26 protein-coding genes and 1 tRNA gene are annotated in these 25,902 nt (G+C 50.1%); 7 read left to right on the top strand and 20 right to left on the bottom strand.

Annotated elements, in window-relative coordinates; all coding sequences use genetic code 11:
• Window position 1: 1 nt before the first annotated feature.
• The 11 genes from MJ923_RS05695 to MJ923_RS05745 all read right to left on the bottom strand — a co-directional run bounded on the left by MJ923_RS05695 (window position 2) and on the right by MJ923_RS05745 (window position 12,992).
• Window positions 2-1,735, bottom strand: coding sequence for a cytidylyltransferase domain-containing protein (locus tag MJ923_RS05695; protein ID WP_240590863.1), 1,734 nt, complete (start codon window positions 1,733-1,735; stop codon window positions 2-4).
• Window positions 1,735-3,636: a glycoside hydrolase gene (locus MJ923_RS05700; RefSeq protein ID WP_240590277.1), complete on the bottom strand. Its 1,902-nt coding sequence runs from the start codon at window positions 3,634-3,636 to the stop codon at window positions 1,735-1,737. Before MJ923_RS05700 ends, MJ923_RS05695 begins: the two co-directional genes overlap by 1 nt.
• Before the next feature lie 2 nt (window positions 3,637-3,638).
• Entirely contained in the window at window positions 3,639-4,862 is a 1,224-nt protein-coding gene (locus MJ923_RS05705) for an ATP-grasp domain-containing protein (RefSeq protein WP_240590278.1), read from the bottom strand.
• On the bottom strand, window positions 4,862-6,046 hold the full coding sequence (locus MJ923_RS05710; RefSeq protein ID WP_240590279.1) for a class I SAM-dependent methyltransferase: 1,185 nt from the start codon (window positions 6,044-6,046) through the stop codon (window positions 4,862-4,864). Before MJ923_RS05710 ends, MJ923_RS05705 begins: the two co-directional genes overlap by 1 nt.
• Before the next feature lie 9 nt (window positions 6,047-6,055).
• Window positions 6,056-6,790: an SDR family NAD(P)-dependent oxidoreductase gene (locus tag MJ923_RS05715; protein ID WP_240590280.1), complete on the bottom strand. Its 735-nt coding sequence runs from the start codon at window positions 6,788-6,790 to the stop codon at window positions 6,056-6,058.
• Window positions 6,783-8,525 (bottom strand): thiamine pyrophosphate-binding protein, encoded by a 1,743-nt coding sequence (locus MJ923_RS05720; RefSeq protein ID WP_240590281.1) that lies wholly within the window; start codon window positions 8,523-8,525, stop codon window positions 6,783-6,785. Before MJ923_RS05720 ends, MJ923_RS05715 begins: the two co-directional genes overlap by 8 nt.
• Window positions 8,522-9,382 carry an N-acetylneuraminate synthase family protein gene (locus MJ923_RS05725; protein WP_240590282.1) on the bottom strand — a complete coding sequence of 287 codons (861 nt, stop codon included), beginning with the start codon at window positions 9,380-9,382 and terminating at the stop codon, window positions 8,522-8,524. The genes MJ923_RS05720 and MJ923_RS05725 overlap by 4 nt, the downstream gene beginning before the upstream one ends.
• Window positions 9,379-9,678, bottom strand: a complete 300-nt coding sequence (locus MJ923_RS05730; RefSeq protein WP_126167490.1) for a hypothetical protein — start codon at window positions 9,676-9,678, stop codon at window positions 9,379-9,381. The genes MJ923_RS05725 and MJ923_RS05730 overlap by 4 nt, the downstream gene beginning before the upstream one ends.
• Window positions 9,671-10,999: a motility associated factor glycosyltransferase family protein gene (locus MJ923_RS05735; protein WP_240590283.1), complete on the bottom strand. Its 1,329-nt coding sequence runs from the start codon at window positions 10,997-10,999 to the stop codon at window positions 9,671-9,673. The genes MJ923_RS05730 and MJ923_RS05735 overlap by 8 nt, the downstream gene beginning before the upstream one ends.
• A gap of 739 nt (window positions 11,000-11,738) precedes the next feature.
• A complete protein-coding gene (locus tag MJ923_RS05740) occupies window positions 11,739-12,239 on the bottom strand; it encodes a phage holin family protein (protein WP_240590284.1) in 501 nt (166 codons plus the stop codon).
• A gap of 126 nt (window positions 12,240-12,365) precedes the next feature.
• A complete protein-coding gene (locus MJ923_RS05745) occupies window positions 12,366-12,992 on the bottom strand; it encodes a DUF6988 family protein (protein WP_240590285.1) in 627 nt (208 codons plus the stop codon).
• Between the two features lie 117 nt (window positions 12,993-13,109).
• On the opposite strand from MJ923_RS05745, the gene MJ923_RS05750 reads away from it, so the two are divergent.
• On the top strand, window positions 13,110-13,517 hold the full coding sequence (locus MJ923_RS05750; RefSeq protein WP_240590286.1) for a tyrosine-type recombinase/integrase: 408 nt from the start codon (window positions 13,110-13,112) through the stop codon (window positions 13,515-13,517).
• Between the two features lie 132 nt (window positions 13,518-13,649).
• Here the strand turns inward: MJ923_RS05750 and MJ923_RS05755 are convergent, their stop codons facing one another.
• From MJ923_RS05755 to MJ923_RS05780, 6 genes are all read right to left on the bottom strand, one after another.
• Window positions 13,650-14,114: a hypothetical protein gene (locus MJ923_RS05755; RefSeq protein ID WP_240590287.1), complete on the bottom strand. Its 465-nt coding sequence runs from the start codon at window positions 14,112-14,114 to the stop codon at window positions 13,650-13,652.
• Window positions 14,115-14,152: 38 nt separating this feature from the next.
• Window positions 14,153-15,664 (bottom strand): antiviral reverse transcriptase Drt3b, encoded by a 1,512-nt coding sequence (gene drt3b / locus MJ923_RS05760; protein WP_240590288.1) that lies wholly within the window; start codon window positions 15,662-15,664, stop codon window positions 14,153-14,155.
• Window positions 15,655-16,686, bottom strand: coding sequence for an antiviral reverse transcriptase Drt3a (drt3a, locus tag MJ923_RS05765; RefSeq protein WP_338092223.1), 1,032 nt, complete (start codon window positions 16,684-16,686; stop codon window positions 15,655-15,657). The genes drt3b and drt3a overlap by 10 nt, the downstream gene beginning before the upstream one ends.
• Window positions 16,687-16,908: 222 nt before the next feature.
• Complete coding sequence (locus MJ923_RS05770) at window positions 16,909-17,580, bottom strand: SLATT domain-containing protein (protein WP_338092224.1); 672 nt, start codon at window positions 17,578-17,580, stop codon at window positions 16,909-16,911.
• A 663-nt stretch (window positions 17,581-18,243) separates the two neighbouring features.
• A tRNA-Arg gene (locus tag MJ923_RS05775) sits at window positions 18,244-18,319 on the bottom strand.
• A gap of 54 nt (window positions 18,320-18,373) precedes the next feature.
• The gene (locus MJ923_RS05780) at window positions 18,374-19,558 is read right to left on the bottom strand and encodes a flagellar assembly protein FlgT (protein WP_240590290.1); all 1,185 of its coding nucleotides are present in this window, start codon (window positions 19,556-19,558) and stop codon (window positions 18,374-18,376) included.
• Between the two features lie 223 nt (window positions 19,559-19,781).
• Here MJ923_RS05780 and MJ923_RS05785 point away from each other — a divergent pair, with 223 nt between their 5' ends.
• Window positions 19,782-20,414 carry a FlgO family outer membrane protein gene (locus MJ923_RS05785; RefSeq protein WP_240590291.1) on the top strand — a complete coding sequence of 211 codons (633 nt, stop codon included), beginning with the start codon at window positions 19,782-19,784 and terminating at the stop codon, window positions 20,412-20,414.
• The gene (locus MJ923_RS05790; RefSeq protein ID WP_240590292.1) at window positions 20,411-20,863 is read left to right on the top strand and encodes an LPP20 family lipoprotein; all 453 of its coding nucleotides are present in this window, start codon (window positions 20,411-20,413) and stop codon (window positions 20,861-20,863) included. The genes MJ923_RS05785 and MJ923_RS05790 overlap by 4 nt, the downstream gene beginning before the upstream one ends.
• A gap of 302 nt (window positions 20,864-21,165) precedes the next feature.
• On the opposite strand, the gene MJ923_RS05795 is transcribed toward MJ923_RS05790, so the two are convergent.
• The 3 genes from MJ923_RS05795 to flgA all read right to left on the bottom strand — a co-directional run bounded on the left by MJ923_RS05795 (window position 21,166) and on the right by flgA (window position 22,822).
• On the bottom strand, window positions 21,166-21,591 hold the full coding sequence (locus tag MJ923_RS05795; RefSeq protein WP_240590293.1) for a flagella synthesis protein FlgN: 426 nt from the start codon (window positions 21,589-21,591) through the stop codon (window positions 21,166-21,168).
• Window positions 21,592-21,704: 113 nt separating this feature from the next.
• Complete coding sequence (gene flgM, locus MJ923_RS05800; protein WP_240590294.1) at window positions 21,705-22,040, bottom strand: flagellar biosynthesis anti-sigma factor FlgM; 336 nt, start codon at window positions 22,038-22,040, stop codon at window positions 21,705-21,707.
• Between the two features lie 74 nt (window positions 22,041-22,114).
• Window positions 22,115-22,822 carry a flagellar basal body P-ring formation chaperone FlgA gene (flgA, locus tag MJ923_RS05805; protein WP_240590295.1) on the bottom strand — a complete coding sequence of 236 codons (708 nt, stop codon included), beginning with the start codon at window positions 22,820-22,822 and terminating at the stop codon, window positions 22,115-22,117.
• Window positions 22,823-23,026: 204 nt separating this feature from the next.
• Here flgA and MJ923_RS05810 point away from each other — a divergent pair, with 204 nt between their 5' ends.
• From MJ923_RS05810 to flgC, 4 genes are all read left to right on the top strand, one after another.
• Window positions 23,027-23,947, top strand: a complete 921-nt coding sequence (locus MJ923_RS05810; RefSeq protein ID WP_240590296.1) for a chemotaxis protein CheV — start codon at window positions 23,027-23,029, stop codon at window positions 23,945-23,947.
• Between the two features lie 160 nt (window positions 23,948-24,107).
• Window positions 24,108-24,941: a CheR family methyltransferase gene (locus tag MJ923_RS05815; protein ID WP_240590297.1), complete on the top strand. Its 834-nt coding sequence runs from the start codon at window positions 24,108-24,110 to the stop codon at window positions 24,939-24,941.
• 142 nt (window positions 24,942-25,083) lie between these two features.
• Window positions 25,084-25,482: a flagellar basal body rod protein FlgB gene (gene flgB / locus MJ923_RS05820; RefSeq protein WP_126167475.1), complete on the top strand. Its 399-nt coding sequence runs from the start codon at window positions 25,084-25,086 to the stop codon at window positions 25,480-25,482.
• Window positions 25,483-25,484: 2 nt separating this feature from the next.
• Complete coding sequence (flgC, locus tag MJ923_RS05825; protein ID WP_126167474.1) at window positions 25,485-25,901, top strand: flagellar basal body rod protein FlgC; 417 nt, start codon at window positions 25,485-25,487, stop codon at window positions 25,899-25,901.
• Window position 25,902: the final 1 nt, after the last annotated feature.

Below are 25,902 nucleotides of genomic sequence, written 5' to 3' on the forward strand. Positions count from 1 at the left end.
CTTAGCTGTGTTGGCTGATTGGCAGAAGCTTTTTGATTGCTTGAATCAAAATTGACATACCATTCGAACCAGCAAAAAGTGAGCCAGCTTTCATGGACAGCGTGTCTATCTGGATGGGGGATGATTGCAGTGTGGCCAGTAACTGCGCGGCCTCTTCCGGAGTGTGACTGATAAGACATGATTGGGTTTCGGCCAAGCCGGCTAACTCATCAGCCTCGCACAGGTGCTGTACCGGCAGCAGAATGACTGCGGCGCCGCTGGCCATCGACTCGAACAAAGACAGGCCATAGCAAGTGACTATGATTTTGGCTTTGGCAATCAGCTTTGCCAGCTTTGGGGGATTGAACATGAGTTCAATTTGCTCAATACCGGCCAATTCCGGCGTGGGGGCCAGTGGACCTTGAACCCAGACGTACCGCCATTCGGGGCGCAAAATCTTGTGTAATTCAGCTGGAAGAGATTGGCCAAATCCAAGTGCATCGCTCCCGCCTGATAAAAACAATACCAAATCTTCTTTAGGCTCTTGGCTGATGCCATCAAATAAGTAGTGATCCCAACCGAAACTGACTTTGGCATCATCAAGACGGGTAAAAAAGCTGGGAACGAACAGCAGATCTGCACAGGGAAGTAAGGAAGACATCTTATCCATCGCCACAATCGCGGCCCCCCGCTGTTTCACTTGCTTGCAGCTATCAATCAAGGCTGCTTCGTCGATGAAGTTGGGGTGGAAGTCCAATATCACCAAACTATTTGTGTCCGCTTTTAGTTTGGCAAACAGCTGTAAGTCGTTTTCAAGCCAATGGACGTTCGTGCTGAGCCAGGGCAGCTCTCGGCGCTCGCCAATGACAAAGATATCTGTGCCTGTTCCCAATTGCTCCTGCAGCGCCTGTGCAATCAGGACACAACGCTTGAGATGACCCAAGCCGATGGCCGAACTCAGATGACAGTACAAACTGATTTTGGCGTAGTCTTTATCGGGGCGCTTTTGCTGAACATGCATATTGATTTGTCGCAGCGCCGGCTCTTCCAAAAGCAACTGTTGTACCCACTGCAGACTAACAACGGAGTCAGCTGCATGAGTGCTATACCAGCGTTGGTAAACTTCAGCCATGAAACGATAATCTGCCTGGGTATCAACAGAAATTCTGTGTTTAACCAAGGAGTAATCCGCACTGTCATCGATTGCCAGTGTATCCAGAACCTGCGTTAGTTTATCGCCATAACCTACGTGCTCGCGGGACATGGCGCACTGGCTGACCGCCATCAACTTATCCCAGCCATTCTTGCTGTAAAAACCCATGCCTTCATGCAAGCTGTTCACACCCGGATGCAGACAGATAGTGTCGCTCATCGACGCCTGTAACTGCGTCAGGGCATGATCGATAAACTCAGGGTCTATCAGTGGACAGTCACCGCAGATATACAGGATATAGTCGGGTTGATGCCTTTGAATAATCACATCGAGCCGGCCCATCAAGTCGTTCACATCGCCTCCAAAAGGCTGGCACTGGAGGTGATTTTCAGAAGCCCAATCCACCAAGGGGGCGTTATAGTCATCGGCTGTGGTGGCAAGTTCAATGCTACCCAGCTTTTTACAGGCACTGAGCCTTGCAAGCAGGTGACCTATCATGGGCTTGCTGTTGCCTGTGGCATCGGCTGGCAGGGGTAACAGATGCTTGCCGGGGAGGCGGCTTGAGTTAAGGCGAGCACCAATAATGGCGAGGGTCTTTGACATTAACTTAGCCTCACAGGTTGGATACAGATACTGAAATCCAGCAGGCTTCCACCCTGTTTCAGGGTTTCGTCCGCTTCCGCCAGTGAGAACCACAGCCGGTTAAGATACTCTTCATCAATCTGCTTGCTGGATACCATGGGCAGGGCGGCGCACCTGGCCGGGTCCCAGCTAAGGCTCACGCCGAGTTTGCCGGTGCCAAAGCGGATATGGCCATCTGTTGCCCCCAGGGCACTGGATGCCGAAACGATAGACGAAACCGGGGCGCCCTGATCCATATCCGCGCGGATGTGAAAGGTTTCATTGTGATTGCCACCGAGCTTGGTGTGATACCAGGCGCGCTCGGCGCAGTTCAGCAGGGTGATAAACCCAAGCCTTACCGAGGCTTCCGGCCGCTGCTTATCTTCGAAATATACGCCAGTTTGAACCGCTTCTTCCTCAATACGATACCATTTGATGATGGCGCCACTCTTAAGCGTTTGACGGCAATACACCACCGGATAGCCATCTTGCCGGGCCAGTTCAAAGCTGACCCGGTTCAGATCCGCGACCCTGTCCCGGTCACGAAAACGCTCCAGCAGCAAATGGTTGGAGTAAAAGTCTGCCCCATAACTGATATGGTCGAAATGGCCGTGGGAGAGGGTGCCTATGACCGGCTCAAAGTCGTGGGATAAAAACGCCAGTTGGTCGATGGCAAGGCCACGGTTGCCGTTAAGGCTCAGCTGCACCGAGGCTGTACGGATATGCAGGCGTCTGCGCTCAGTATCGTAGTGAATGTCCACCGCGGCAGTGTCTTGCCAGGGGCTAAACTGCGGTGCCTTAGCGGCGACCGCTGTCAAAGGCAAGGCGTTATAGCGCGTCTGGGTGAGGTGAGTGCGTAAATCGCTGGCCCACATCCGGCACAGGTTTCGCCACTCGTTATCCGAGGCGTGCGGGCTGTGTTGGAGCCTGGCCAGCGCGCGGTAGCAGTGGCTGTTGAGCAAGAGGTCGTTGCGGCCGCTGAGGCCCCAGCGGCTGATATTGTACTTGGCCTGTTTTTTCACCGAGACAGGGTGCTCGGCATTGGTCAGGCTCAGGGGCTCATCTGGTTGCCAAAACGCGAGCAAGCTGGAAGGCAAGCGCCATTGGTACTCGCTCATGCTGTTCAGCGCGTTGAAAAGCGTCGCTATGCGTTGCCACTCGCCACTGACCTGTGCGGCTTCGGTTTGATAACGGCCGGGGCGGAAATCAAATACTTCGGCATCACTGCCATAGACCGGAAACGCCAGCATGTCGGGTCTGAGCACTTTTACCAAATAGTGTAAGTAATCCGCTAACGTCAGCTCACCGTGGACATAACGCTGGAACTTTTGAAACGCAATGGCGTGATTCCAGATGACTTTAATGCTTCTGCCGCTGGCGCTTTTCAGGCTTTGCGGCCGGTTTAATCCGTCTTTTGACCAGTCGGGATTATGCGAAAAGGGGTTATCCCACTCTACCACCACAGCCTCGAAGCCTTCGTCGATATAGACATCGAGCAGCCCGGCAGACACCGCCTGTTCGTTAAGATAAGCGATGCCTGGCCTCACGCCCACAAGCCGGTGATAGGCATCCTGGCCCAAACGCAGGTTGGCATGGTTCACTTCTGCCGGAATTAACGGGCCGATAATCTGGCTGTCACCACTGGCAACCAGCTCGCATTTACCTTCGGCAATCAGCTGCTTAAATTTGCCAACCCAATCCGGGTCCAGGTGATTGACGGCTTCCAGGGTGTAAGCCGTCATCTCAATGCCAATCGGAACCCCGGCCTCGGCAAGTTGCAGCAAAGGCCAATAGCAGTGTTTAACCACGTCGCCATGCTGCTCCACTTCGATGGAAGAGAAGGCCAGGTTTAAGTGAAATACGGTATAGAGCGCAGTGGCCATGCTTAGTCGTTCCTGAAGCTGACGCGTATACGGTCAAGGGCGTCATTGGCCCGGGCAATAGCCTGTGCCTTGGTATCGGCAACGGCAATGGCAAAGCCTGCTCTTTGGGTATGATTTGACAGTGTTTCTACTTTAGCGCCCGGTCCAATAAAGACCTTGAGTAAGCTCACTCCGGCTGCGCTGGCGGCGTCATCCAGGCCCTCAATTGCCGCAACCGTGCCGCTTGGCAGGTCAAGGTAGCGGATAGCAACAGCCTGCTCGCGAATGGGGGTCACTTCCTCTGGGGTAAGTGTCTCACCCAAGGCCAGCTTGATGGCTTTTTCAATAAAGTTCACCCCGGTCGCCAGTGGGATTTGGGTGGTGGAGAAAAAGCCCCCCGACAGGCGTCCCGCGATTTCGATAACCTTGGCGCCGTCTTGGGTGTACACCATATCGCCCTTGGCAACCCCTTGGTGAATTCCAAGGGCTGCCGCCGCCCGCTCGACGGTGGCAATCACCTCGGCTTTGACCGCAGCGCTCTCGCCGGTTGGCGCATCGCCGCCGTTTTCGATAATGAATGGCTTGGTGCGTGGCAGCCACTCGTAATTGCGATCGGCAAAGCCAAGGGTGTAGCACTTGCCGTCATCAATCAGAGTTTCGGTGCTGAATTGCGGGCCTGTGAGGTACTCTTCCAGCATCACCCTGGCGGTGGGGGACTCTTTGGCCGCCGCCGCCCAGGCATCTTCCAGCGTGGCTTCATGGTCGATAAGCTGCACGCCCCGGGCGCCGCGACTGTCCACGGGTTTGATTATCAGTGGAAAGCCAATTTCGCGGGCGCGGGACTTAAGCTTTGCAATATCAGTTACATCGGCGAAGCGGGGAATGGGAATACCTTCGGCGGCTAACCTTGTTTTCATCGCCAGTTTGTCAGACACCCAAAACGCAGACTCCAACGACAAACCGGGCAAACCAAGGGCATGGGTGACTGTGGCTACGCTCAAGGGGACATCGGCGCACATGGCGATAGCACCGTGCACGGCAACGCCGTCATCCTGAAGGCGGCGTACGGCCTCCAATATGGCCGCACCATCGTAGGTGCTGGCGATAATTTGCCAGTCGGCCATGGCAAGGCCGGGCGCCGCCGGATTGCCATCGGCGACAATAAGCTTGAGCCCCATGTCTTTGGCGATTTTTATGCCCTCACAGGCTTCGATGCCTGCGCCCACAATCAGGAGATGTTTTGTCATCAATGTGTCCGGGTGTCGTCAACGTTGTGAAGTCGTAAAGTGGTCACGCCTTTGTCTCTAAGCCATTGCAGTGCATCAAAAATTTCTTTTTCACTGGCATAAGATGATATAAGCACGCAGTCGCCCTGTTGCCAGTCGATACTGTCAGGCGCCTGACACAGCCAGTCACCCTGCCTGAGTCCCCACTTGAGATTGGATGTATCAGTGAGCCCGGCAATGGTGCATTGGGTAATTAAGTTGGTGTTGGCGACGATTTGGCTGGTGTGTATACCTGCGCCCCACAGGAATATGCGCTTGCTTTGTTTCAGCGCAGGCAAAATCGCATCCAGACACCCCTGCCAATAGGCCACTTCCTTGGCGCGGTATTCATTGAGAATGGCGCGATTACGGCTGATTTCGGCATGGAAATCATCACAGTGATCCTGCCGGCGGGTACTTGCCAGCACACCAATGATAGGTGACAGATTGCTGTTGTAATGCTCAACCAGGGACACCACCGAGTAACCGGCTTCGGCCAGACTTCGCACGAGGTTATCGCGGGTGTAGTAGTTGATGTGTTCAAAGGAGAAAAAGCCGGGGCACAGGCTGGCAGGCTTTGCCATCAGCGGCACTTCAACGTAAATAAACGCCTCTTCTGCTTGCTGCTGCAGGCTGCGGCACTTTTTCAGTGTGTCCTGTGGCTGATACAGATGCTCAAGTACGTGGGTCAGAATAATCAGCTCGAACTGCTCGTCTGTGTGGAAGTCTTCCGCACTGCCATGAATACAGTCAATTTGGTACAGGCGTTTGGCCAGCTCCACCGATGCGGTGCCCGGCTCGACCCCAAGCACCCGGCTGACACCGGCATCACGAAAGCGTGACAGGGTATAGCCATCGGAGCTGCCAATTTGCAGCGCCGATTGTGGCAGGTGGCCAATGCCGCGGCGGATAAAACGGATTTGCTCATCCAGATCCCTCACCTTGGCATCGGTGGGCTTTTCCGCTCTGCCCGGATTGGTATACACCGCCATTGAGCTGTAAAAAGTCATCATCTCATCAAAGCTTACCGATGGACTTTGGCACACTGAGCCGCACTCCGGGCAGACCGAAAAGCCTATTTCCCTTGGCAGCAACCCCGGCAATACCCAGGTTGTGGAGAACACCACCTCGGTGGCCGATTGGCAAAGAAAACAATGTCTTTTCATGGAAGTTCCTTAACCGAAATACATGCCGCCGTTGGCATTGAGGGTTTGACCGCTGAGGTAGTCGCTCTGGGTGGACGCCAAAAACAGCGCCAGCGGGGCAATATCGTCCACTGTGCCTACACGCCCCACGGGAATGGCAGCGGCCTTTTGCTTACCGGCTTCGGTGCTCAGCTCATGCTCGGTCATCTCAGTGGCCACCAGGCCAATCGAAATGGTGTTGGCGCGAATGCCATCACGGGAATAAATCTTGGCGATCGACTGCCCCAGGTTAATCAGGCCCGCCTTGGCGGCGGCGTAATGTACCTGATTAAAGCCACCCCATTGACCGCCGATGGAGCCGATATTAATGATCCGGCCAAACTGCTGCTGTTGCATGGCGGGAATACAGGCCTGTGCCAGCAGGAAAGGGCCCCGCAGGTTGGTGTTCAGCATCTGGCTGAAGTCATCGGCACTGATATCGGCAAAGGGCTTTTCCTGGGCGATGGCACCATTGTTGATAAGCACATCGATGCTTTTGCAAAAGTGCGCTTCAATGGCCTGAATACACTCTCGGATACTGGCTGGATCTGCTTGATCCAGCGCGAATGCCGCAACCTTGTCGCCTAAGGTTGCGGCCAATGCCTCGGCCTTTTCTTTGCCACGGCAGTAGGTGAGGGCAACACTGTAGCCTGCATCGGCAAAGGCTTTGACCAAACCGGCGCCAATGCCTCTGCTGCCGCCGGTGATAAGTACCAGTTTATTCATCCACGCTCCCCTTGCAGGGATTACCCTGCATGTCGAAATAGGGCCACATCTTGTCTGTCTGCTGGCCGCCCAGCAGCATTGGCAACACGTCGTGACCTTTATCGATTTCAAGGTGTAAAAGCACAGGCCCAGAGGCTTCAATAAAGCTGTCCAGAGCGGGCTTTAGCGGCTCATCTATGCCGCAGTGCAGCGCCTTGATGCCATAGCCTTTGGCGATGGTGGCAAAATCCGGCGACTGCTTGTTGCCACAGGCGGTGTCGGTTTCCCAGTTCATCAGTTGAAACTGGGACACCAGACCCAGCCTGTGGTTATCCAGCACCAGGATTTTCAGCTTGAGCCCCAGCTCAGCAATCATGCCAAGCTCTTGAATATTCATCTGAATTGAGCCATCACCGGCAACACACAAGACGCATGATTCTGGCGAGTGTATGGCAGCGCCAATGGCGCTTGGCAGGTCGTAGCCCATGGTGCCGTGGCCGGCAGATGTCATCAGGCGGCGGGCTGGCAGCGCAAAGCGGAAGTGTCTGGCAACCCAATGCTGATGCGCGCCAACACCTGTGGTAACTATGATTTCCTGCGGCAAATGGTCGCTGAGATATTCCAAAATGGCCTTGGGCGCCGCGCCCGGAAATTCGGGATAGGGCCATGGCAAGCTGGCGCGCCAGTCGTTAATTTGCGAAAGCCAGGGGCCAAGGTCCGGGCTTGCACTGTGAGCAAGGGCTTGCTTCAGCGCTGCCAGTGCAGGCTCAAGGGCTGCGCACAGGGCACTGTGATGGGCTATGCGGCTGTGTTCGAGTTCATTGGGATCAAAATCAATCCGGAAAATACGCGCCTGTTTGGCGAAGTCGGCCTTAAGGGTGCCGGTTTGGCGCACGTCCAGCCGTGAACCCAGTACCAGCAACAAGTCCGCTTCGGCAATGGCCTTGCCTGCAAGCTGACTGCCGGTATGGCCATGAAAGCCAAGACAGCCCGCATCATGGCTGTCCAGGGTGCCGACACCCAGCAAACTGTGGCTCACCGGGGCAGGCCAATAGTCGCGGATGGCGCTGAGTAAGCTTGCGTTTTGCGCATTGGCCATGCCATTACCGCAGATAATGACCGGACGCTTGGCGCTGTTGATGGCGCTTAAAAGCTCGCTGATAAAAGGCGCGATGGGCGCTGCCGGGGCGTCTGCGCTTGCCAGCGGCGTAATGATGCCGTCGAAGGCGGTGCGCTGAACATCCATCGGCAAGTCCAGCGACACCGGCCCCATACGACCTTCCAGTGCTATCTGCCAGGCTTTGGGCAGCACATCGACCAGTTCGGCAATGGTTTTTGGCTGAAACTGCGCCTTGGTAATCGACTTCATCAGTGCCGGGGTATCCACTTCCTGAAAGCCAGATTGGCGCACGGGTTTACCAGCGGTTAAGTCGCCAGTGCCCACCTGGCCGGTGAACACCAGCAGCGGAATACCGTCAAAGAAGGCGTCGGCGACCGGCGTCAGCACGTTGGTGACGCCCGGACCAGAGGTGACAGCCACAATTCCGGGCAGGCCGGTTAACTTGGCCTGTGCCAGGGCGGCGTAGCCGGCACCCTGTTCGTGTCGTGAGGTATAAACCCGGATCCCGAATCGGTTACAGGCATCCAGCAGCGGCGCTATGGTGCCGCCGGGGTAATTGTGCAGTGAACCTATTCCTTGGGTTGCCAGAAAGTGGATTACGGCGTCGGCGGCGACCTGAATTGCAGGGTGGTTCATTGGTTAACTCCAAAGGTACTTCTGATGTGTATTAACGGACGCAGACCATCGCTTGGATCGGCGCGCCAGTCTCTATCGGGGGCTTCGCTGGGGGCAAGCACCTTGTCTGGGCTGCCGTCGAGTATGCTCGCCTCGCGGCACTCGGCTATTACTGGTTGCATTTGCTCCGGCAGCCAGCAGTGGCCTGCGGCGTATTCTGCGCCTTGCTTATCAAGGTCTATATGAAACTCGATGCAGTCGGCCTGCCAGCGATTGACGGCGCGGCGGATAACCTCAGGCGCCACGCTGTGATCTGACCAACCCACTTTAATGCCATAGCGCTCGCGGAAGTGCCCCAGCACCGCCAGATTGCATTCCGCCTTGGGGGTAGGGTAGGCCGAGACGCAGTGCAGCAGGGTGATGTCTTCACAGCCAGCGTTTTTAAGCACCTGTACTGCATGGTCGATTTCATCGAAATTGGCCATGCCGGCTGAAAACACCACGGGTTTGCCTGTGTTGGCACAGGCGATTAACAGCTCGTCCCACAGCAGCTCGTAGGAGGCGATTTTGTAGAAATCCACATAGGGTTCAAGCTCGGCTACCGCATCCAAATAAAAGGGGGTGCAGGAAAACTGAATACCAGCCTCATCGCAGCAGCGCTTGAGTTCGGGCAAAAAACTGACCGGTAACTCCCAGGCTTTGCGGGCCCTGTGCTGTTCGCTGCGTTGCAGAATTTCCGGGGCAAACAGTTCTTCAATCCGAAACAGCTGAAACTTTACCGCATCGCAGCCAATGGCCGCCGAAGCCTTGATAAACTCGAAGCAGCGCTCGATATCCTGATGATGGTTACTGGACACTTCGGCGATAAAGAGTGTCATCTGTGGTTTCCTTCTGAGTGCAGTTGCTGGCAAATGTCCAGCAACTCATATTCGATATTATCGGCAAGTCCCAGCCAATCTTTGCGTTCCTGTGCGGCCAGCATCTGTGGCAGCAGGGCAATAAAGTCGCTGTTTGCCATTAAGCCATGGTTTGCGGCCAATGCCGAGATGATATCTTGCCAAAGCGAGGCTGCCAGCGCCTCTTGTCCCAATCTGAACGCATGAGCACAGCGAAGCAGTTGCGCTTTATGAAGCGGATTGGCGTTGTCATGGGGCGGCGGTGTCAGCTCAGTCATGGGCAAGTGGCCTCCAGGTCGTGCCCTCAATCATGGCGCCGGATTGGCTGGCACGGTAAAAGCTCACGGCACTGTTTGCTGCAATAAAGCGCTCGAGCGCCCGCAAATAGGTGCTGAGATTGAGCAGGGTGTTCACCCTTTCTCCCCGGCCATTAATCACCCAGTGATCGGCGGACTCTACCTGCTGCTTAACCGTTGCCGACCAGGCTTTGCCGGTTTCATCGGATTGGGGATGGCCGTGCCAAAAGGCGTGGCTCTTGTTGTCGCAAAAACAAAAATCGCAGCCGAGCAGGGTTATCTCTTTTGCCCCCAGACGGCAGGCTAAATCCACCGCCGGATGCACCACACTGCCGCCGCAAAAAAGCCGTGGCAGGGCATACTGGCTTGCCAGCGTATCGTAGCTGGCAGATGTGCCCAGGGCGCTGTACCTTGGGCCTTGCCATTGAGACAGCAGCGCCGTATCGAGCCCCGGGAAATACACCAGCGCCGAGTCAGCGCTGTGCTCAAGCGGTAAATGATAGGCCCCAATCAGTTTATCTATGCTGACCACAATATCGGGTTGAACACCATGGCTCACAAGCCCTTTCATTGCCGTATCGACCGCAATAATTAAAGCTGCCTTGCCTGCTGCCTGAAGCTTGGCCAAAGTGGCATAGTCTTCTTCCAAAGAGGGCCCGGCGCCAATCACCAGCACATGTTGGCAGGACTTGCCTGGCTTAAGCTTGGCGGCACTGGGATCAGACACTAAAAAGGCTTCATTGGCTTTAAAGCGGCTTAGCAGCAGCTCGTCGCTGGCCAGATGTTTGCGGTTGGTATGGCTGCGGTTAAGCTCGCGCAGCAGATTGTCCCTTAGCGGCGCCATCGCATCAGAGCACAGCTTAAGGTCGGCAATCATGGCGATAAAATGTTCCGGCAGCTGGTGGGCATGGTGGCTTGATGTCAGCTCAAGCCTGGGGTCAGCGAGCCATTTTGAATAATCACAGTAGTGGCAAAGCAGGCAAAAGATTGCCGGATTCATCAGTACCAGTGTCAGAGATTTCAGTGCACTTCGCTCAAGGGCAAATTCGGGTAAATCGCCCATGCCGCTGCCAAATAAGGTCAGCTCGGTGGCATCTTCAGGAACGGTTGACAGCAGCAGCCGAACTTCGGCAACCCTGTTATGGCGGCTGCTGAGCTGAATGCCATTTATGCTGATAGTCTGGGTGCGGCCCTCGGTCAGGGTGGCATCGAGCCCACTCACATCCTGAGTGCTGAGCACCTGTGCCAGCGCTGGCCAGCGGCTGGCAATTATCTGCAGATTGGCATCAAAAAGTTCTGTCATGCACCTGTCCCGAGCTCAAAGGCCCCATCATCCGTTCCCGTTACATCTGCGGTTATACAAACTCAAATAATACAATGAATTGCCACAGTTTTCGCCCTTGCTTGTCAAATGCAATCCACTCCACGCTTTAACCGCCCATATAAAAGGCGGTTACCCCGGGTAAAACTCAGGCAACGCCATAAAAACACACAGCAAAATCATTTAGGGATCAACCAAAGCAAAACACGTTCCAGCTTTTAAGCCAGAAAACTGACACTTGCTGTGGGGCAGAGGGTTACGGAAGACAGGGGAGATGGGGGAAGAAGGGATGGGGGCTACCGGGAAAGGGGTGACCATCCACGTTCTCAGGCAAAACATTGTCAGTTGGCGCGTGCAGTTGGCGCGTGATGCGCTGACAGTGCGGCTACCTTGTTTCAGAACTAAGAGCAAACCTCCGGCATATGACTTCAGCACAGCCAGCTGCCGTTAGGCAGAGATTTAAGAAAGAGCCAGTATCACCGCCAGCACCTATGCCCACTTGGACATAGAACAGGTCAGGCGAGAGCTTGGGATCACCACAGCGGCTTTGTTGGGTTTGGGTGCGGAGGTTGGTCAAATCGTGCAGCGAGCAGAGCAAGAAAGCAGGGTAGAGCGGCTGGTCAGAGAGATAGGTGAACTCTCGCCGGAAGAGCTGCGAGAGTTGATGGAGGTATTGAATCGCGTCTAGATAGATTTTGAAGGTACTGGCCAGAATTCGACGTCATTTTTGAAGTGACTTTTTATTTTTCTGTAGTGTATCGACAGTGACGAAGTTTAACTTTATTGTAGAATTTGTATCACGTAGGCGTTCACTTTGAATCAGAGCAAGAATACCGAATACTATAAATGCTATACCTAAAATCACTGATAATATTATATAGGCAGGCCATTCAGCCAGCGAATAGGTTAAAAGCAAAATGATAAGTCCTATACTTGTAAGTACCCCGTATGCAATTACTAATACTGCTTGCTCTATTACTCGACGTCTTTTACTTGAGAACTTTTCCTTGTACTTAAAACAAACCCCATTTTCCGAAATTTCTATGTACCTTGCTTGCGAGCAATAAGTTTGTAAATGTTTAAAAGCGTTTGGGGTATCGATAAACCACTTGATTTCATTTAAACTCAGTTCTCTTTGGATCAAACAACTCAGTGCGGCACATATTTCAGCATAATTTTTAACAGGTGATTTTTTCAATAGTTCTTTAATTTCTTTGTACATCTCATAATTTTTTTATTTCTTATTTTCGCTATTGTTGCGTAATAGCGATACTGTATGAACCATTCCGAAGATAGTTGCTATCCCGGCTATGACTTTAAAAATCATATCAATTTCCATATGATAATCTCAGTTGGAGTTTGGGAGATAATTAAAACAATCCTGGTATTTATTGAATGAATGCATTGCTTGAGCCATCAATAGAGGGTTTTTAGTCATTTGAGCCCAGAAATAGCATGACACACCACAAAGCTGATTAGAATTTTTCAATACATTCTCTAGCAGTGGTATCGGGTAGCCTTTGCTTTTACGACTGATTGCATGAATCCCCCCGTGGATGTATGAACTCAGTGCTTTATAGGAGTTCTCTTTGAATTCTTGCAAAGGCTGAAGAGCATTTGGAGGGGCTTTACCTTCCATAGCCTTCATCATTTCCCCCACCATAGGGATGGAGTTCCCCGCTTTTGCAGATTCATGAGTCAGTTCAGCAAGCAGTTTCTCAACTTGAGTGTCTGATGCAGCAAAAACTAACCAATGTGCGCGTACTAATGCCTCATACTGCAATCTTAGGAGACCTAAGGCCGAGGTAAATGCATGGGAATGCATGAGTATTTTCAGGCTTTGTCCATGCTCCATTGCGACAGCACACAATATTTTTGCACCGTGTGTGCGGCTGGACGGTTCAGCTTCAGGGTAACTCAGAAGCCCATAGACAAAGTCTTCATATTCGGCTGAACGAGAAAGTAGTTTATCCATGCTATCCCTCTAAGAAGATTATGTGTCAGCCTATCATGTATTTATGATGTCGGTGCAGGATTATCTTTGATAACTAGGCAGGATGCTCCTGTAAGGTATATCAGCGGACAGTGGTTCGTGTTTCCCTCAGATAACAGCCTCACGGGCCATGTAACCGAAAAATCCAGTCAGGGCAGCTTCTGGCACCGGATAACCGACAGGGCAGGCCTACGGGGTGAAGGCAAGGGCGAGAGCGTCACCATTCACGACCTTCGGCGAACCATTGCCAGTTGGAGTGTGATGCGTGGTGGTAACATTCAAACCACCAGTAAGCTGCTGGGTCACAGTGACATTAGCATTACCGCCAGCACCTATGCTCACTTGGATATAGAGCAGGTGAGGCGAGAGCTTGGGATCACAACGGCCCAGTTGTTGGGGACTGAAATTCAGGAGCCGAGTGTTGATAGACTGGTGAAAGAGATTGCATCATTAAAAGAAAATGAAAGACAGCGGTTACTATCGATTTTGCATAAGAAATTTGGCTGATTGAAGTAGCATGAGAAATGCTCTTATGGCACTCGAGTAAGTGAGCAGGCTAAAATAAGTTTTATGTTGTGTGTGTATCCAAGGTACGAGTACCCAGTATTCATATCATAGCCTGCTCGGGTTACAAAGTTATCACGAACCGTAAGGGGTTCTCAACTCCTTTTTAAGTAGCAGTCTCTCGATATGTCCTTGAGCCGACTTTCTCCAGTCTATGAACCAGTATTTATCCGCGGTTTTCAAAAATTGACTGAGGCTTAAAGTATCAGCTTCAGGTAAATTTAAAGTTGATATGGCTTGTTCAAAAATCTCTTCTTTTTCTCTAACACTAATAAATGGGCAGCTCATGGAGTCTAAGAATAGATGTAAAGCCTCAGAGTCATCCTTAATGGACTTATTTGAAATAACCTTGACAATTTCACTGGTTATTGCGAATTTTACTTTCTCGTATTCAACATTGTTTTTAATGTAGAAGAGGCCTACCATAAGTTTAAAGTAATTTGATGTTTCAGCATTAAATCCTAACAGTTCAAGTAGTATTTCCTTATCTAGATTATAATCATCACCAATAGCACTTAGTGCTATAATTAGATTAAGCATCTCTACTTGATTGTGTGAATCAGTTGCGATAGATTTCTTTATTGCTCCCTGAGACTCGTCATGAATTTTTTTATTATACGCTCTCTTTGTTCTTGATTTAGTCTGTTTGAAAGTCTGTTTGTGATGATTATTATCTGACTAACAAGGTAAGTACTTCGAACTCTCAAATCCATGTTGTAAACAAAAAATGTTAATTCGAGAATTATTAGTGCAAATCTGCATAATCTCTCAGACTGAATTTCATCAACTATTTTTGAGCTATACCTGCTATCCATTTCTGCAACTTTCATTTTTATTAGGGTGAAGAAATACCCAGTTATACCGGAGTAATCAACGTTATTTTCTTTAATGATGCACTTTATGTCTCTGATTATTCTATTTGATATTAAATTGTATCTATTTAGGCTCTTAATAATGCTTAAGTTGTGGTGAGGCTCATCTTGAATAATGTTTTCTGGGGGGGCTATTTTTCCTTCCTGAACATCAAAAATATCAAAAAGATTGTTCAACTCATCTTGTATAGATTTCTTTGCTGATGTTATAGGGGTTATGAATGGTATGGTGAAATGCACAGATTTGGATTCGTTTAAATAGAATTTAAAGTCTTCCAGCCTATCGCTCATAACTTCCATAACAGTTCGTTTTACGGTTTCCTTATTGAAGAAAAGGAAAAAATCGTCAACGTATCTTCTGATCTCATAATCCCTTCCTTGATATAGATTTTTATCTTCCAGATCCTTCTTTATATTTAAATCAATGGATTGCAAAACAATTTCGGCAAAAATTCTAGAAAATTCAGGGCCAATTACAATCCCATGGTCTCTACCATTATTACAGTTTTCAATTCTCCTGATGAACTCGGTTTCAAAGCTAAAGGAGTTCCTTAGTTCTTTTTTGTTTTTTTCGCCTCTCAGAGCTTTTATTAACATCCCGGTTGATAGAGAGTCAAAGCATTTTGATATATCGAACTTGTAAAGGTTTGTAAATTTCTTTTCTATTCTGTGGAACTCATAGCTGTCATAGAATTTGTAAAGGAAGTCATAGTTTTTATACTTAAAAAATGAGCTGGCATATTTTAAAGAAATCTCTTCATTGAAGCATTCAACCCCTTCATCCTTATAATCTTTATGTGGGCGGCTATAACTCTTCTCATAATATGTTGTAGCTATTGAGTTAGCAAACCTCAAACTATAAGTGCTTCTGTTGCAAAGATGGGTTATAAGTAATTTGTAATCGCGATAAAATTTGCAAAATGAGAGTTGATTTGATGGGTGAATAAGATATAGCTTTCTTGATGACGCCTGGCCTTTGTTAATTGTATAAACTAAAGGGTGAGTAACAGCATCACAATGTATAATTTTTTCAATTATACTGTTTTTATCATGCATCCTGTTTAAATAGCTATAAAACCCTTCGTTTGTCAGAATAAATGGAAGCTCATATGGCTGAACATCAGTCAATATCACGCGATTAAAATTGCTTTTCCTTAAAGTGACTTTTCCATTCTTTTTCTTTTTCTTTTTATTTTGCGTGTTTTTTGTCATTTCCATATCTCACAAATTTCTTTCAGTTGAAAATCAAAAAACTGATGTGTTACTCGACTTTCAAACCCATGCTTGAAATCTGTTGATGCTAACTCTCTTCTTAACTCTATTGGGATTCTTCTTATTCTTTTTCCAAAAAGTGAGTTTTTATTTGTAAATAACAAATTTCTTATAAAGATATTTAGCTCTTCAAGTTGTTCGATATTGTTTAGTAGTGGGTTGTTATAAAATAGTCCACCCTTCAAGACGGTTTTTTCGTCATCGTCATCATTTTTGTTTTGGTTGTTGTCTCTGACTTCATAGTTTCCAGATAGGAATTTAATTCTATTTCTTAAAGTTCGGTCTCTAAAAAGTCTGTGTAAATTGTCGATGGCTTTGTTTTTATACGACTCGTTTTTAATATTGTAGTTTATTAGACTTAATACAATCCTTGTCTTTATCTTATTTATTTTATTTTTAGACATTTTAACTGAGACATGTCTTTTATTTGACTTGTTCGATTCTGAAATAGGGTGAAGCGTATATTGGTATCCTAAATAAGTTACTGTTTCAATGCTTTTACTTATTTCTTTCTCTTCAGTTTTTTCATTAACCTCTAGTTCAATATCTTTTAGTTTTTTCGTTATAATTGATTTTATACTTTTGTCAGAGTTAGTTGAAATAATTATAATGTCATCCACATATCTTGAATAGTAATAAATCCCATCTAAACTTCTAATGCTCTCATCAAATTCTTCCATAAAGATTTCTGACAAGGGCGAGCTAATAGGCAAACCTCTTGGTAATCCTGATATTTTAAGATTTTTTATTGTATTTTCTATAATTTCTAGTGACTTTCTAGATAGAATGTTATCAGTTTTTATTCTTTCAATTACTTTACCGATATTTATTGACTCGAAAAATGATGCTATATCAAGTCTTAATACCATCATGTCTGAGCTGTCTTCAAATATTCTAAGTATTTGCTCGGATATCTCATGTCGGCTTGAGTATTTTACTCGATATAGTCGTTTGATATTATCGGTTATTTTTTTAAGGCGTAATAGTCAGCAGCATCAGTTACTGAGTAAATTGTGGTGGTTTTATTATTTCTTGTGATTTTGTGACTAGAGCATGATTTCAATTTATAATGTTCATCTTCAATTTCCTTAGAAATTTCCGAAAGTGATACTTTATATTCCTCTAGGTTTCGGCCTAGAGAAAATTTTATTATCTCATGCCTTTTTGTGAGTCTCAGCAATGAGTTTTGGTCAAAGGTCTGGTTCAACATTTTTTTCGACTTTTCCCTTGTCTGTGTTGGATCTGCATTCTTTCATTGGTTGTTTTTCTAAAAAAACATCATTCTTAATAATAAAAAGTGCTAAAGTTAACAACGTGAAAGAAATGTAGATAAAAGATATTGAAAAGAATGCACAGGGCGTGGCGTACTTCTTAAAGCGCATAAAATAATCAGAGTTATTCTCAGTAGCAGAGGTATTCGCTTCACTACTTTTTTGCTCCTCCCGCTTTCTTTCTTTCTTTCCATAATGAAACTCAAAGTCCTGATGGTTTTCACTATTCTTTATAAGAGTGGTGTACTCTTTATTAAGAGCCTCTTTTTTTTCGTTATATTCATCATCACTTAAATGTTCTATTTTTCTTACTAGTTCATTTAGCTCCTCGCCACTCTTTAACATTTTAATTGATTTCTCAGAATAATTAGAGAGAGCGATAGCAAGGGATAGCGCGGAAATAATAATTGCAGATATCACTTGAAGAAGATCAATAGTGTTTTCGACAAATATTTTAGAGTCAGAGTATTTCTCTACCAAAGTTATGAATATTAGTGAGAATGAAGACGCTGTTAATGAAAATAGTGATAGCGAGTTAAGCATTTTATATCTTCTGGCCGCAAAAAACGTGCGTAGGCCGTATTTTTTGATTTTACCCTAAGGTTTTCTTTATTTGAACGTGTCATTTTAATTATTGCCTTTGTTTAGCTTTAGCTTCTGAAGTTAAAGTTACAATTGTCAATGATACCAAGTAATTATGAGACTAACATAGCTATTTCTGTACACTTATTGACAGCACTCCAAGGAACAGCGGTTTGTCGGTTCGGCCTGAGAAAGCATCCATTGGTGGACTCGGGTGATGACTGCAACCCCAAAGCTGACAATGCCTCTTAGGCGGGGGCTTCATCGCCGTAGCGGTTGGATTTGATTGAGGGATGATTTTTTAAGGGCTGTCTTTTAATGCAAACAATGCTGAAGCAGGTACTGCACCTGAAGGTTATGACAACTTCAGGCATATCCGCGGAAGTGACCGTCGACAGCAAGGATGCTGTCGTCGAGCTTACATGGATGTACTTGCAGCGTGTCACTTGGGGGGATATGCGAAAGCCCACGGCAGGTGATTGATTACACCCGAAGCCGGAAGTTGTCGGAGCGGCACAAGGTAACCATAGAGCATGCGACACAAAGGCTTTACAGCCAACCTAAAAGGCAGTGTCAGCGAGTGAATAAGCTGAATTGAAACGCCGGAAGTGGCAGAAACAAGGAATCAAAGAAAAGCTTGGAATTTGTGCAAGCAGGCACAAACAGAAATGATGGTCTCCCCACAGGGACTCGAACCCCGATCGGTCGCTTAGGAGGCGACTGCTCTATCCTGTTGAGCTATAGGGAGACCCGCTGATTATACTCGTTTTGCCTTTGATTAAAAGTGTTGATTTTTAACTGGTTAATTCTTGGGCGACTGGTTTTTTATCACCATGTCGCTGACCTGAATATTGTTCACTGTGCCGATGCCGGTTAACTCTGCGCGGGCACTGTTTTCAGTGACCTGGGCTATCTTGATGTTTGTGTTGCTGTTATTGCCGGTGGTGCGGTTGCTGTTGAAGCGGTCCGACAGGTTTTTAGCCAGCACGATAGATAGCTCGTCTCCCACCCGGAGCCCATGGCGGCGGCCCAGATTGAGGATCAGGGTTTCGCCCTGTTTGGCCACTACCTGACCCAGCACCGGCCGACACATAAGCGCATTGTCGAGTTCTTTGGCGGCCTGGGCGATGACTTTATCGACACTGCGGCCATAGGCTGAGCGCCAGAAACGGTCGCTTTCGGGGGCGACTATTTCGTTGCGGTCAAACTCCCAGGGCGCTGAGGCGGAAAAGCTTTGCCGCCAGATAATTTCGCCGCTTATGCCGTGAAACAGGGTCAGGGTGAGGGCGAATTGCCGCAGTGGGTCTTCACTCATCAGGCCAAAGTAGCTGCTTTGAGCCGGTTCGGTGGAGGCATCTGTGACTTCCGGGTACAGCACGTACTGACTGTCGCTGGCATTGGCGAGGTAGCTTGGCAGGCGGTAGCCCTGAATGGCGGCCTGGCGTGAGTCAATGGCCAGCCGCGAATTGGCTTGCAGATTGGCAAAGCCGGTGGCCGAAAAGTCATCCAGTTTGCCGGCAAGTTTAATCGACAGCGCTTTGCCGAGGCTGTTCAGTTGCCCCTGGGCCAATTGGCTGCGGTGGCTGATGGCGGTTTCCGGCACCAGAATACCCGCTTTGAGCGGTGAAGCCAGGCATTGCTCGGCCGGGTCGGCAAGCAGTTCGACCCGTAAATGTACCCGCAGGCGGTTGTTTTCAATCTGTTCGCTGAGAAGCTGCACCGGCCCTGTCATCATCGACTGATCCATCTGGAAGCTGCTGCCGGTGAGGCGCCCCCCTTCCAAGGTTTGGCTGGCTTCAAAGCTGACACCGGATTGCAGGCTGGCGTAGCTGATGGCCTGTTCTATGGCTTCGCTGCGGGCCTTGCTGATGTCGCCATCGACTATAACGGCTTCGCCCTTGGCTTCAACCCAGTCGGCGTGCGCAGGCGCTGCGCTAAGCCCGAATACCAGTCCTAGAAAAAGCAGAGTCGATTTGTAGGGTGCCATGTGCCAGTCCTGTTTGTGTAACGTGCCTTGGGCCTTAGCCGCTCGGCGATTAACGGATAACAGCCGGAGTGAAGCAAAATCCGTGCCTTGGGCGCCTGTGCCCGGCGCATTCGGGCGAAATTAAGGGGTAAAGTTTCTGCGCCCCGTGCCGATAGCTGTTTATCAAGGGATTGGCCTTTGCGGCCTTTCTGGTAATTAGCCTTTAATTTCATGGGGTTGATTTATGTACGGGAAAACTGCCGTCGCGCTGGCCCTTATGCTGGCGCTGCAGCCTGCCATGGCGGCCACCAAAACGCCCCAGTCTATAGCTTATGGCGAAGAGGGCTATCCGCAGCGGGAGCAAGTCAATGTTCTGGCGCAAAAGATAGTCAACGAACTGCTGCTGACCAATGATGTGGTAAGCCCGACGCAGCCTATTGTGGTGACCACCCCTGTGAACGTGGACGACTTTACCCACACCGGCAGCTTTGCCCGCCTGTTGCAGCAGGGCATGATGGCCGCGCTGCACGCCCGTTACTACAACGTGGTAGATACCGGCATTGGCCAAACCCTGCGGGTGACCGACAAGGGTGACTTGCTGCAAAGCCGCGACTGGCAACGGCTGCGGGATGTGGCCGATACCCAGCATGTGCTGGTGGCCAGTTACAGCCTTGGCCGCGATGGCCTTACCATCAACAGCCGGATTGTGGATATCGGCAACAGCCGGGTAGTGGCCTCGTCACAGTCGTTCAGCCGCCCGGGCGATCTGCGTGGTTATCTGGCCTATTCTGAGCAGGTAGTGGCCAAAGATGGGCTGCTGTATCGCTACGAAGCCCCCGGAATGGATGCGGTTAGCCTGCTGGGAGAAGACAAATGAGACAAGTGGTACTGATGATGTTGGCCGCGTTTTTACTCGGCGCCTGCAGCAGCAATGACCGTTATGTGCAGTGGGAGACCGTGGCGCCGGAAACCTTTCCCAGGCTGACCGCCATAGGCTATGCGCCGCTGGAAACTCAGCCTGCCAAAACCCAGGCCGAAAAGGTACTGATGGCGATGCAGGCCTCCAAGCTTGCCGCTTATCGTGAGCTTGCCGAGCAGGTGTATGGTCAGAAAATTTCTGCCAGTTCCAGCGTCAATGATTGGGCGATGCAGAACGACAATATCAAGGCGTCGGTGTCCGGTGTTATCCGCGGCGCTCGGGTCGTGAAAAGCTATCCTGTGGGTGAGCATTATGTCACCGAGCTTGAGCTGGACTTTGCCAAAGTATGGGCCGTGTACCAGCAGCAAAACCGGCCGCAGCGGGTTAAAGAGATCACCTATTTCTAAGGCCGTTTCAGGTTGCAAGTCCAAGGCCTGATGCTTAAGTTGAGGCATCCCGAACTTATACCGAAAAGCCCCGCATTGGCGGGGCTTTTTTACATAAACGAGTGAGGCTTTTCTGAGCAGGTGTTGGCCAGGGCTTGCGCTAGCCCGGACTTTTTCACCGTGCATTTGATTCCAGCGTGTTTGGCTGAAGCACTGTCAGTGCGTTTGCTGAAACGGAGCTGCTCAGTTGCAGGTTCCGGCTCAGGTTAAAAATCCAGGCTTAGGTTCAGATTAAGCCTTCGAGGTTTGGGCTTGGGAAACGCTCACACTTCGATGCTGTTACCGAGCGTAGAAATAGTGGAGGTTTTGCCCTTGTCGGTGTAGGTGAGGGAGCTTGCGTTACGGCTAACCTGAAGCGCCTGGGCCAGACGGTTAATACTGGCTTCATTGTGTTCTATCAGCTGGGCATTGAGCTGATTGGCCTGCTTGCAGCGAAGCAGCGTGGCCTGGGCGGCTTCTACCTTGCCCACCAGGGCCTGCTCTTCTGTCAGCAGCTGTTTGTCGGGATGCAGCGACAGCGCGTCATCATTCTTTTTGAGTGCCAGCAGGGCGGCAGATTTTGTTTCGGCGAGGCGTAGCAGCTCACTGGCGTCCTGGGCTATCAGCGCGGTCTTTTCGGCGTCTATCAGGACAAGCAGCTCGTCTAGCAGGGATTGCTGGTGGTCGAGCAGGGAAGTGAGTTCATTCATGGGGAAACCTCAGGCCGTGTTTGCAAAAATTTGGCGAATACAGATTACAAATTTTAAATGCAAAAAGCCGGCCACTGTTGAGTGACCGGCCGCAACCCGATGCCAAAGAAGGCTTATGCGTCTTGGTCGAGATCCTGCATTTCTTTTTCGAAGCGGGCGATATTGGCAGCCAGCTTCTCAGGATCGATTTTGTAGCGGCCTTCGGCGATAGCCTGCTTGATTTCGGCCACTTTCTTCTGGTCGACTTCAGGCAGCGATGCCAGCTTGGACTGGACACTTTGCAGTTGCTGGGCCTGACTGGTGATCACGAAAGAGTCTGCTTTTTGCGGCACCTGAGCCTGCGCAGTTTGTGCGGCAGAAGCCTGGGCACTGCGGGCGCTGGTCAGTGGGCTTGCGGTGTTGCCGACACGGTTGGCGGCGGCATTATTTTTGGGTAATTCGATGGCCATCGGGGGCTCCAGTGTTACGGATTCGGGTTTCTTAGCACTCTTATCGGCCGTAGCCAGCAAAGCTTTAGGGTATTTTACATTTTGACTTCCACTTCGCCAACGCCGATGACAGTGGCTTCCAACACCTTGTTTGAGTTGGTGTTTCTGATGCGAATTCGGTCACCTTCGTTACCATCCGCCAAGGCTTCGCCCAAGGTTTTTATCTCAAAGCTCGCAGTTTTTGCATAAATCGATACCGCATCGCCTTTGCAGACAAAACACAGATTGGCGGCAAAAATTGGCGAGTCCTGTGCAATACGGCGTTTGACCCGGGTGCCCAGCAACTGACCTGTATCGGCAAATTGCTGGCCGCGCAGCACGGTTTTATCAACATAGCGCACTTCAACGGCGGCTTCATCGAGCAAATCGCCACTTGCCAGGGGCCGTTTGGCCACCACCACGGGAAAGAGGATTTCGGCTCTTACCGAGAGAAACATTTGCCAGGGGTAGTCGAGATCCGGGCTGGTGCAGCTGATGCGTACGGTATTGTTGCGGGAGATGGGTCTGTCGCTGGCCAGGCGCGCACTGACGGGCCCCTCACAGCGGGGCAGGTTGACCCGGCTGTCGAGGCTTTGGGCCTGGATGCTTATCTTGGCTCCGGCCGGGGCGTCAATTTTTTTGGCAACCGCCTCTTCAGCCGCCGCGGCGATGGCCGATAAGTTGGGTTGTTGTGGGATCTGTGTAGCCGATGCCCCAGTTACCCATAAAAGGCTTGCCAAAAATTGTGCTAACTTTACTTTCATAATGAACAGACTAGCGTGTCACGCCAGAATACACCTATACTTTCTGTCAGGGCCGGACCACCTTTGTACAAGCTTGCTGGCATGGCTGTCAGAAGATTGACGAAGTTGGGGCACAGGTTGTCGGTGACAATTCGAAAGCAAGTTACATGCCTATGCTCCGCGGAGCCCGGGGCGCCATTCAATCAAGACAACTAAGGCGAAGTTATGTCGAGCATTCTTGAGTCAGTCAACAAGCGTACCCAACTGGTGGGACAAAACCGTCTGGAGTTGCTGCTGTTCAAATTGAACGGGCGTCAGCGTTTCGGGATCAACGTATTCAAGGTAAAAGAAGTCCTGCAGTGCCCCCCTTTGACCGGTCTGCCCAAACTCAATCCTTATGTGCGGGGCGTTGCCCACATCCGTGGCTCGACCATTTCGGTTATCGACTTAAGTGCGGCAACCGGTGGCCGCCCCATCGAGAACACCCAAAACTGCTTCATTATTATTTCTGAGTACAACCGCAGTGTGCAGGGCTTTTTGGTGAGCTCGGTCGAGCGCATCATCAACATGAATTGGGAAGCCATTATGCCGCCACCACAGGGGGCCGGGCGCTATTCCTACCTGACTGCGGTAACCGAGATTGAAGGCGAGCTGGTAGAAATTCTCGATGTGGAAAAAATCCTCGATGAAATCAGCCCGGTTAAGACCTCGATTTCTGAAGATGTGGACGCCACGCTGACCATCGACCGTGAGCAGCACTTCCACATTATGGTGATCGACGACTCTGCTGTAGCCCGCAAGCAAATTATCCGTTCACTGACTTCCCTTGAGCTGCAAATCGATACCGCCAAAGACGGTCGTGAAGCCCTGGAGAAGCTCAAAGCCATTGCCAGTGAAGTGAATAATGTGGCCGACGAAATCCCGCTGATCATCTCAGATATCGAGATGCCGGAGATGGATGGTTATACCCTGACGGCAGAAATTCGTGATGACCCCAAGCTCAAAGACATCAAGGTGATTTTGCACACCTCCCTTAGCGGCGTATTTAACCAGGCCATGGTGCAAAAGGTGGGCGCGAATGACTTTATTGCCAAGTTCAACCCTGATGAATTGGCAGCAGCGGTGAACAAACACCTGAGCTTATAACTGTGATGGCATTCCCCTTGGGTGGGGTTATACTCCACCAAGGGAGCTTGTGTTCCCTCAGGTGATAATGTATAAAGCAGCGCTTGTTTTTGGGGAATAAAATCAGAAGGTTAACAGGATGTTGCGTTAATCTTCTCCACTAAGTGCAGGATGGGATACAGTGTCGGACAAATCACTGGCTGAAGCGGAATATAATCAATTCAGGTTGTTCCTTGAGCAACACAGCGGCATAGTGCTTGGCGAAAACAAGCAGTATCTGGTCCGCAGCCGCCTGGCGCCTCTGATGGGCAAATACAACCTGCCATCCCTGTCTGAAGTGGTTAAGCATTCAATGAAACCCACCGAGCGGCAATTGCGTGCCGAGGTGATTGATGCCATGACCACCAACGAGACCCTTTGGTTTCGTGATAAGTACCCCTTCGAATTGCTCGGCAATACCCTGTTGCCCGAATACGCCCGTCTCGGCCGGCCGTTGAAAATCTGGTCTGCCGCCTGTTCATCAGGGCAAGAACCTTACTCACTGGCCATGACCATCCTCGAGTTTCAGCAAAAGCGTCCGGGTGGACTGCCGGGGAGCGCCAGCATTCAGGCAACCGACTTGTCGCCCTCCATGCTGGAGCGCTGCAAACAGGCTGAATACGACAGCCTGGCGCTGGGGCGTGGTCTTTCCGATGAGCGCAAACGGGCGTTTTTCGACTCCTTGCCCAACGGCAACATGCGGGTAAAAGACAACGTACGCCGCATGGTGAGCTTCCGCGCTCACAACCTGCTGGAAAGCTATACCTTGCTCGGCAAGTTCGACATCATCTTTTGCCGCAATGTGCTTATCTATTTTGCCCCTGAGGCAAAGGCAAAAATCCTGCGGCAATTTGCTGCCGCCCTGAATCCCAAGGGCATACTGTTTCTGGGAGCATCCGAGTCGATTGCCGGTTTGACCGATGAATTTGACATGGTGCGCTGCAACCCTGGTATCTACTATCAGAAAAAGACTTGATGCAGTAACAATAAGATTTTTAAAAGAAAACCGACCTTTTATGGGTCGGTTTTTTTATGCCTGCAGCATAGTCTATGGCGTTATCCAATATTTGGCACATGAATTGCTTTTGTTTTGCCATTCAGGCGTAGGAGGCAATTTTATGGCGATCAGTTTTGATAAGGCTCTTGGGGTGCATCAGTACACCCTCGGGATCCGCGCAGAGCGGGCAGAAGTGCTGTCGAGCAATATCGCCAACGCCGATACGCCCCATTACAAAGCCAGAGACGTCAATTTCGCCGATGCCCTTGCCGCCGCGCGCAGCCAGCAGCGCAGTATGCAAATGGCCCAAACCAGCGAAGGACACTTTGACTTGCAAGCATTGAGCCGCCAGCACGTCCAGTACCGTGTACCCAATCAGCCAGATACCGGGGACGGCAACACAGTGGACATCCAGCAGGAGCAGGCCGCCTTTATGCAAAACGCCATCGAATACCAAATGTCACTGGGCTTCCTTGAAGGCAAGTTCAATGGCATGAAAAAGGCCCTCAAAGGAGATTAATCATGAGCTTATTCAATATCTTCAATGTGTCGGGCTCGGGGATGACTGCACAGTCGGTTCGCCTCAACACCACAGCCAGTAACATCGCTAATGCCGATTCAGTGTCCAGCAGCGTCGATAAGACTTACAAAGCGCGGCATCCGGTGTTTGAAGCCGAGCTTGCCAAGGCCAGTCAGCAGCAACAGGTGTCCCGCGGCGTGAATGTCAAAGGCATTGTTGAGAGCGATAAGCCGCTGCAAAAGGAATATAACCCCGATCATCCCATGGCCGATGCCGATGGCTTTATTTACAAACCCAATGTGAACGTGATGGAAGAAATGGCTGACATGATTTCTGCCTCCCGTTCGTACCAGATGAATGCCCAGGTGGCAGAGGCGGCAAAAAGCATGCTGATGCAAACCCTGAGAATGGGCAAATAAT

The sequence above is a fragment of the Shewanella zhuhaiensis genome (assembly GCF_022484835.1).
Taxonomy (GTDB): domain Bacteria; phylum Pseudomonadota; class Gammaproteobacteria; order Enterobacterales; family Shewanellaceae; genus Shewanella; species Shewanella khirikhana.

Excerpts from the sequence above, each read along its gene's own strand:
- MJ923_RS05695 (WP_240590863.1), bottom strand. The coding sequence starts at position 1,735 with ATGTCAAAGACCCTCGCCATTATTGGTGCTCGCCTTAACTCAAGCCGC.
- MJ923_RS05700 (WP_240590277.1), bottom strand. The coding sequence starts at position 3,636 with ATGGCCACTGCGCTCTATACCGTATTTCACTTAAACCTGGCCTTCTCT.
- MJ923_RS05705 (WP_240590278.1), bottom strand. The coding sequence starts at position 4,862 with ATGACAAAACATCTCCTGATTGTGGGCGCAGGCATCGAAGCCTGTGAG.
- MJ923_RS05710 (WP_240590279.1), bottom strand. The coding sequence starts at position 6,046 with ATGAAAAGACATTGTTTTCTTTGCCAATCGGCCACCGAGGTGGTGTTC.
- MJ923_RS05715 (WP_240590280.1), bottom strand. The coding sequence starts at position 6,790 with ATGAATAAACTGGTACTTATCACCGGCGGCAGCAGAGGCATTGGCGCC.
- MJ923_RS05720 (WP_240590281.1), bottom strand. The coding sequence starts at position 8,525 with ATGAACCACCCTGCAATTCAGGTCGCCGCCGACGCCGTAATCCACTTT.
- MJ923_RS05725 (WP_240590282.1), bottom strand. The coding sequence starts at position 9,382 with ATGACACTCTTTATCGCCGAAGTGTCCAGTAACCATCATCAGGATATC.
- MJ923_RS05730 (WP_126167490.1), bottom strand. The coding sequence starts at position 9,678 with ATGACTGAGCTGACACCGCCGCCCCATGACAACGCCAATCCGCTTCAT.
- MJ923_RS05735 (WP_240590283.1), bottom strand. The coding sequence starts at position 10,999 with ATGACAGAACTTTTTGATGCCAATCTGCAGATAATTGCCAGCCGCTGG.
- MJ923_RS05740 (WP_240590284.1), bottom strand. The coding sequence starts at position 12,239 with ATGTACAAAGAAATTAAAGAACTATTGAAAAAATCACCTGTTAAAAAT.
- MJ923_RS05745 (WP_240590285.1), bottom strand. The coding sequence starts at position 12,992 with ATGGATAAACTACTTTCTCGTTCAGCCGAATATGAAGACTTTGTCTAT.
- MJ923_RS05755 (WP_240590287.1), bottom strand. The coding sequence starts at position 14,114 with ATGCTTAATCTAATTATAGCACTAAGTGCTATTGGTGATGATTATAAT.
- drt3b (WP_240590288.1), bottom strand. The coding sequence starts at position 15,664 with ATGGAAATGACAAAAAACACGCAAAATAAAAAGAAAAAGAAAAAGAAT.
- MJ923_RS05780 (WP_240590290.1), bottom strand. The coding sequence starts at position 19,558 with ATGGCACCCTACAAATCGACTCTGCTTTTTCTAGGACTGGTATTCGGG.
- MJ923_RS05785 (WP_240590291.1), top strand. The coding sequence starts at position 19,782 with ATGTACGGGAAAACTGCCGTCGCGCTGGCCCTTATGCTGGCGCTGCAG.
- MJ923_RS05790 (WP_240590292.1), top strand. The coding sequence starts at position 20,411 with ATGAGACAAGTGGTACTGATGATGTTGGCCGCGTTTTTACTCGGCGCC.
- MJ923_RS05795 (WP_240590293.1), bottom strand. The coding sequence starts at position 21,591 with ATGAATGAACTCACTTCCCTGCTCGACCACCAGCAATCCCTGCTAGAC.
- flgM (WP_240590294.1), bottom strand. The coding sequence starts at position 22,040 with ATGGCCATCGAATTACCCAAAAATAATGCCGCCGCCAACCGTGTCGGC.
- flgA (WP_240590295.1), bottom strand. The coding sequence starts at position 22,822 with ATGAAAGTAAAGTTAGCACAATTTTTGGCAAGCCTTTTATGGGTAACT.
- MJ923_RS05810 (WP_240590296.1), top strand. The coding sequence starts at position 23,027 with ATGTCGAGCATTCTTGAGTCAGTCAACAAGCGTACCCAACTGGTGGGA.
- flgB (WP_126167475.1), top strand. The coding sequence starts at position 25,084 with ATGGCGATCAGTTTTGATAAGGCTCTTGGGGTGCATCAGTACACCCTC.
- flgC (WP_126167474.1), top strand. The coding sequence starts at position 25,485 with ATGAGCTTATTCAATATCTTCAATGTGTCGGGCTCGGGGATGACTGCA.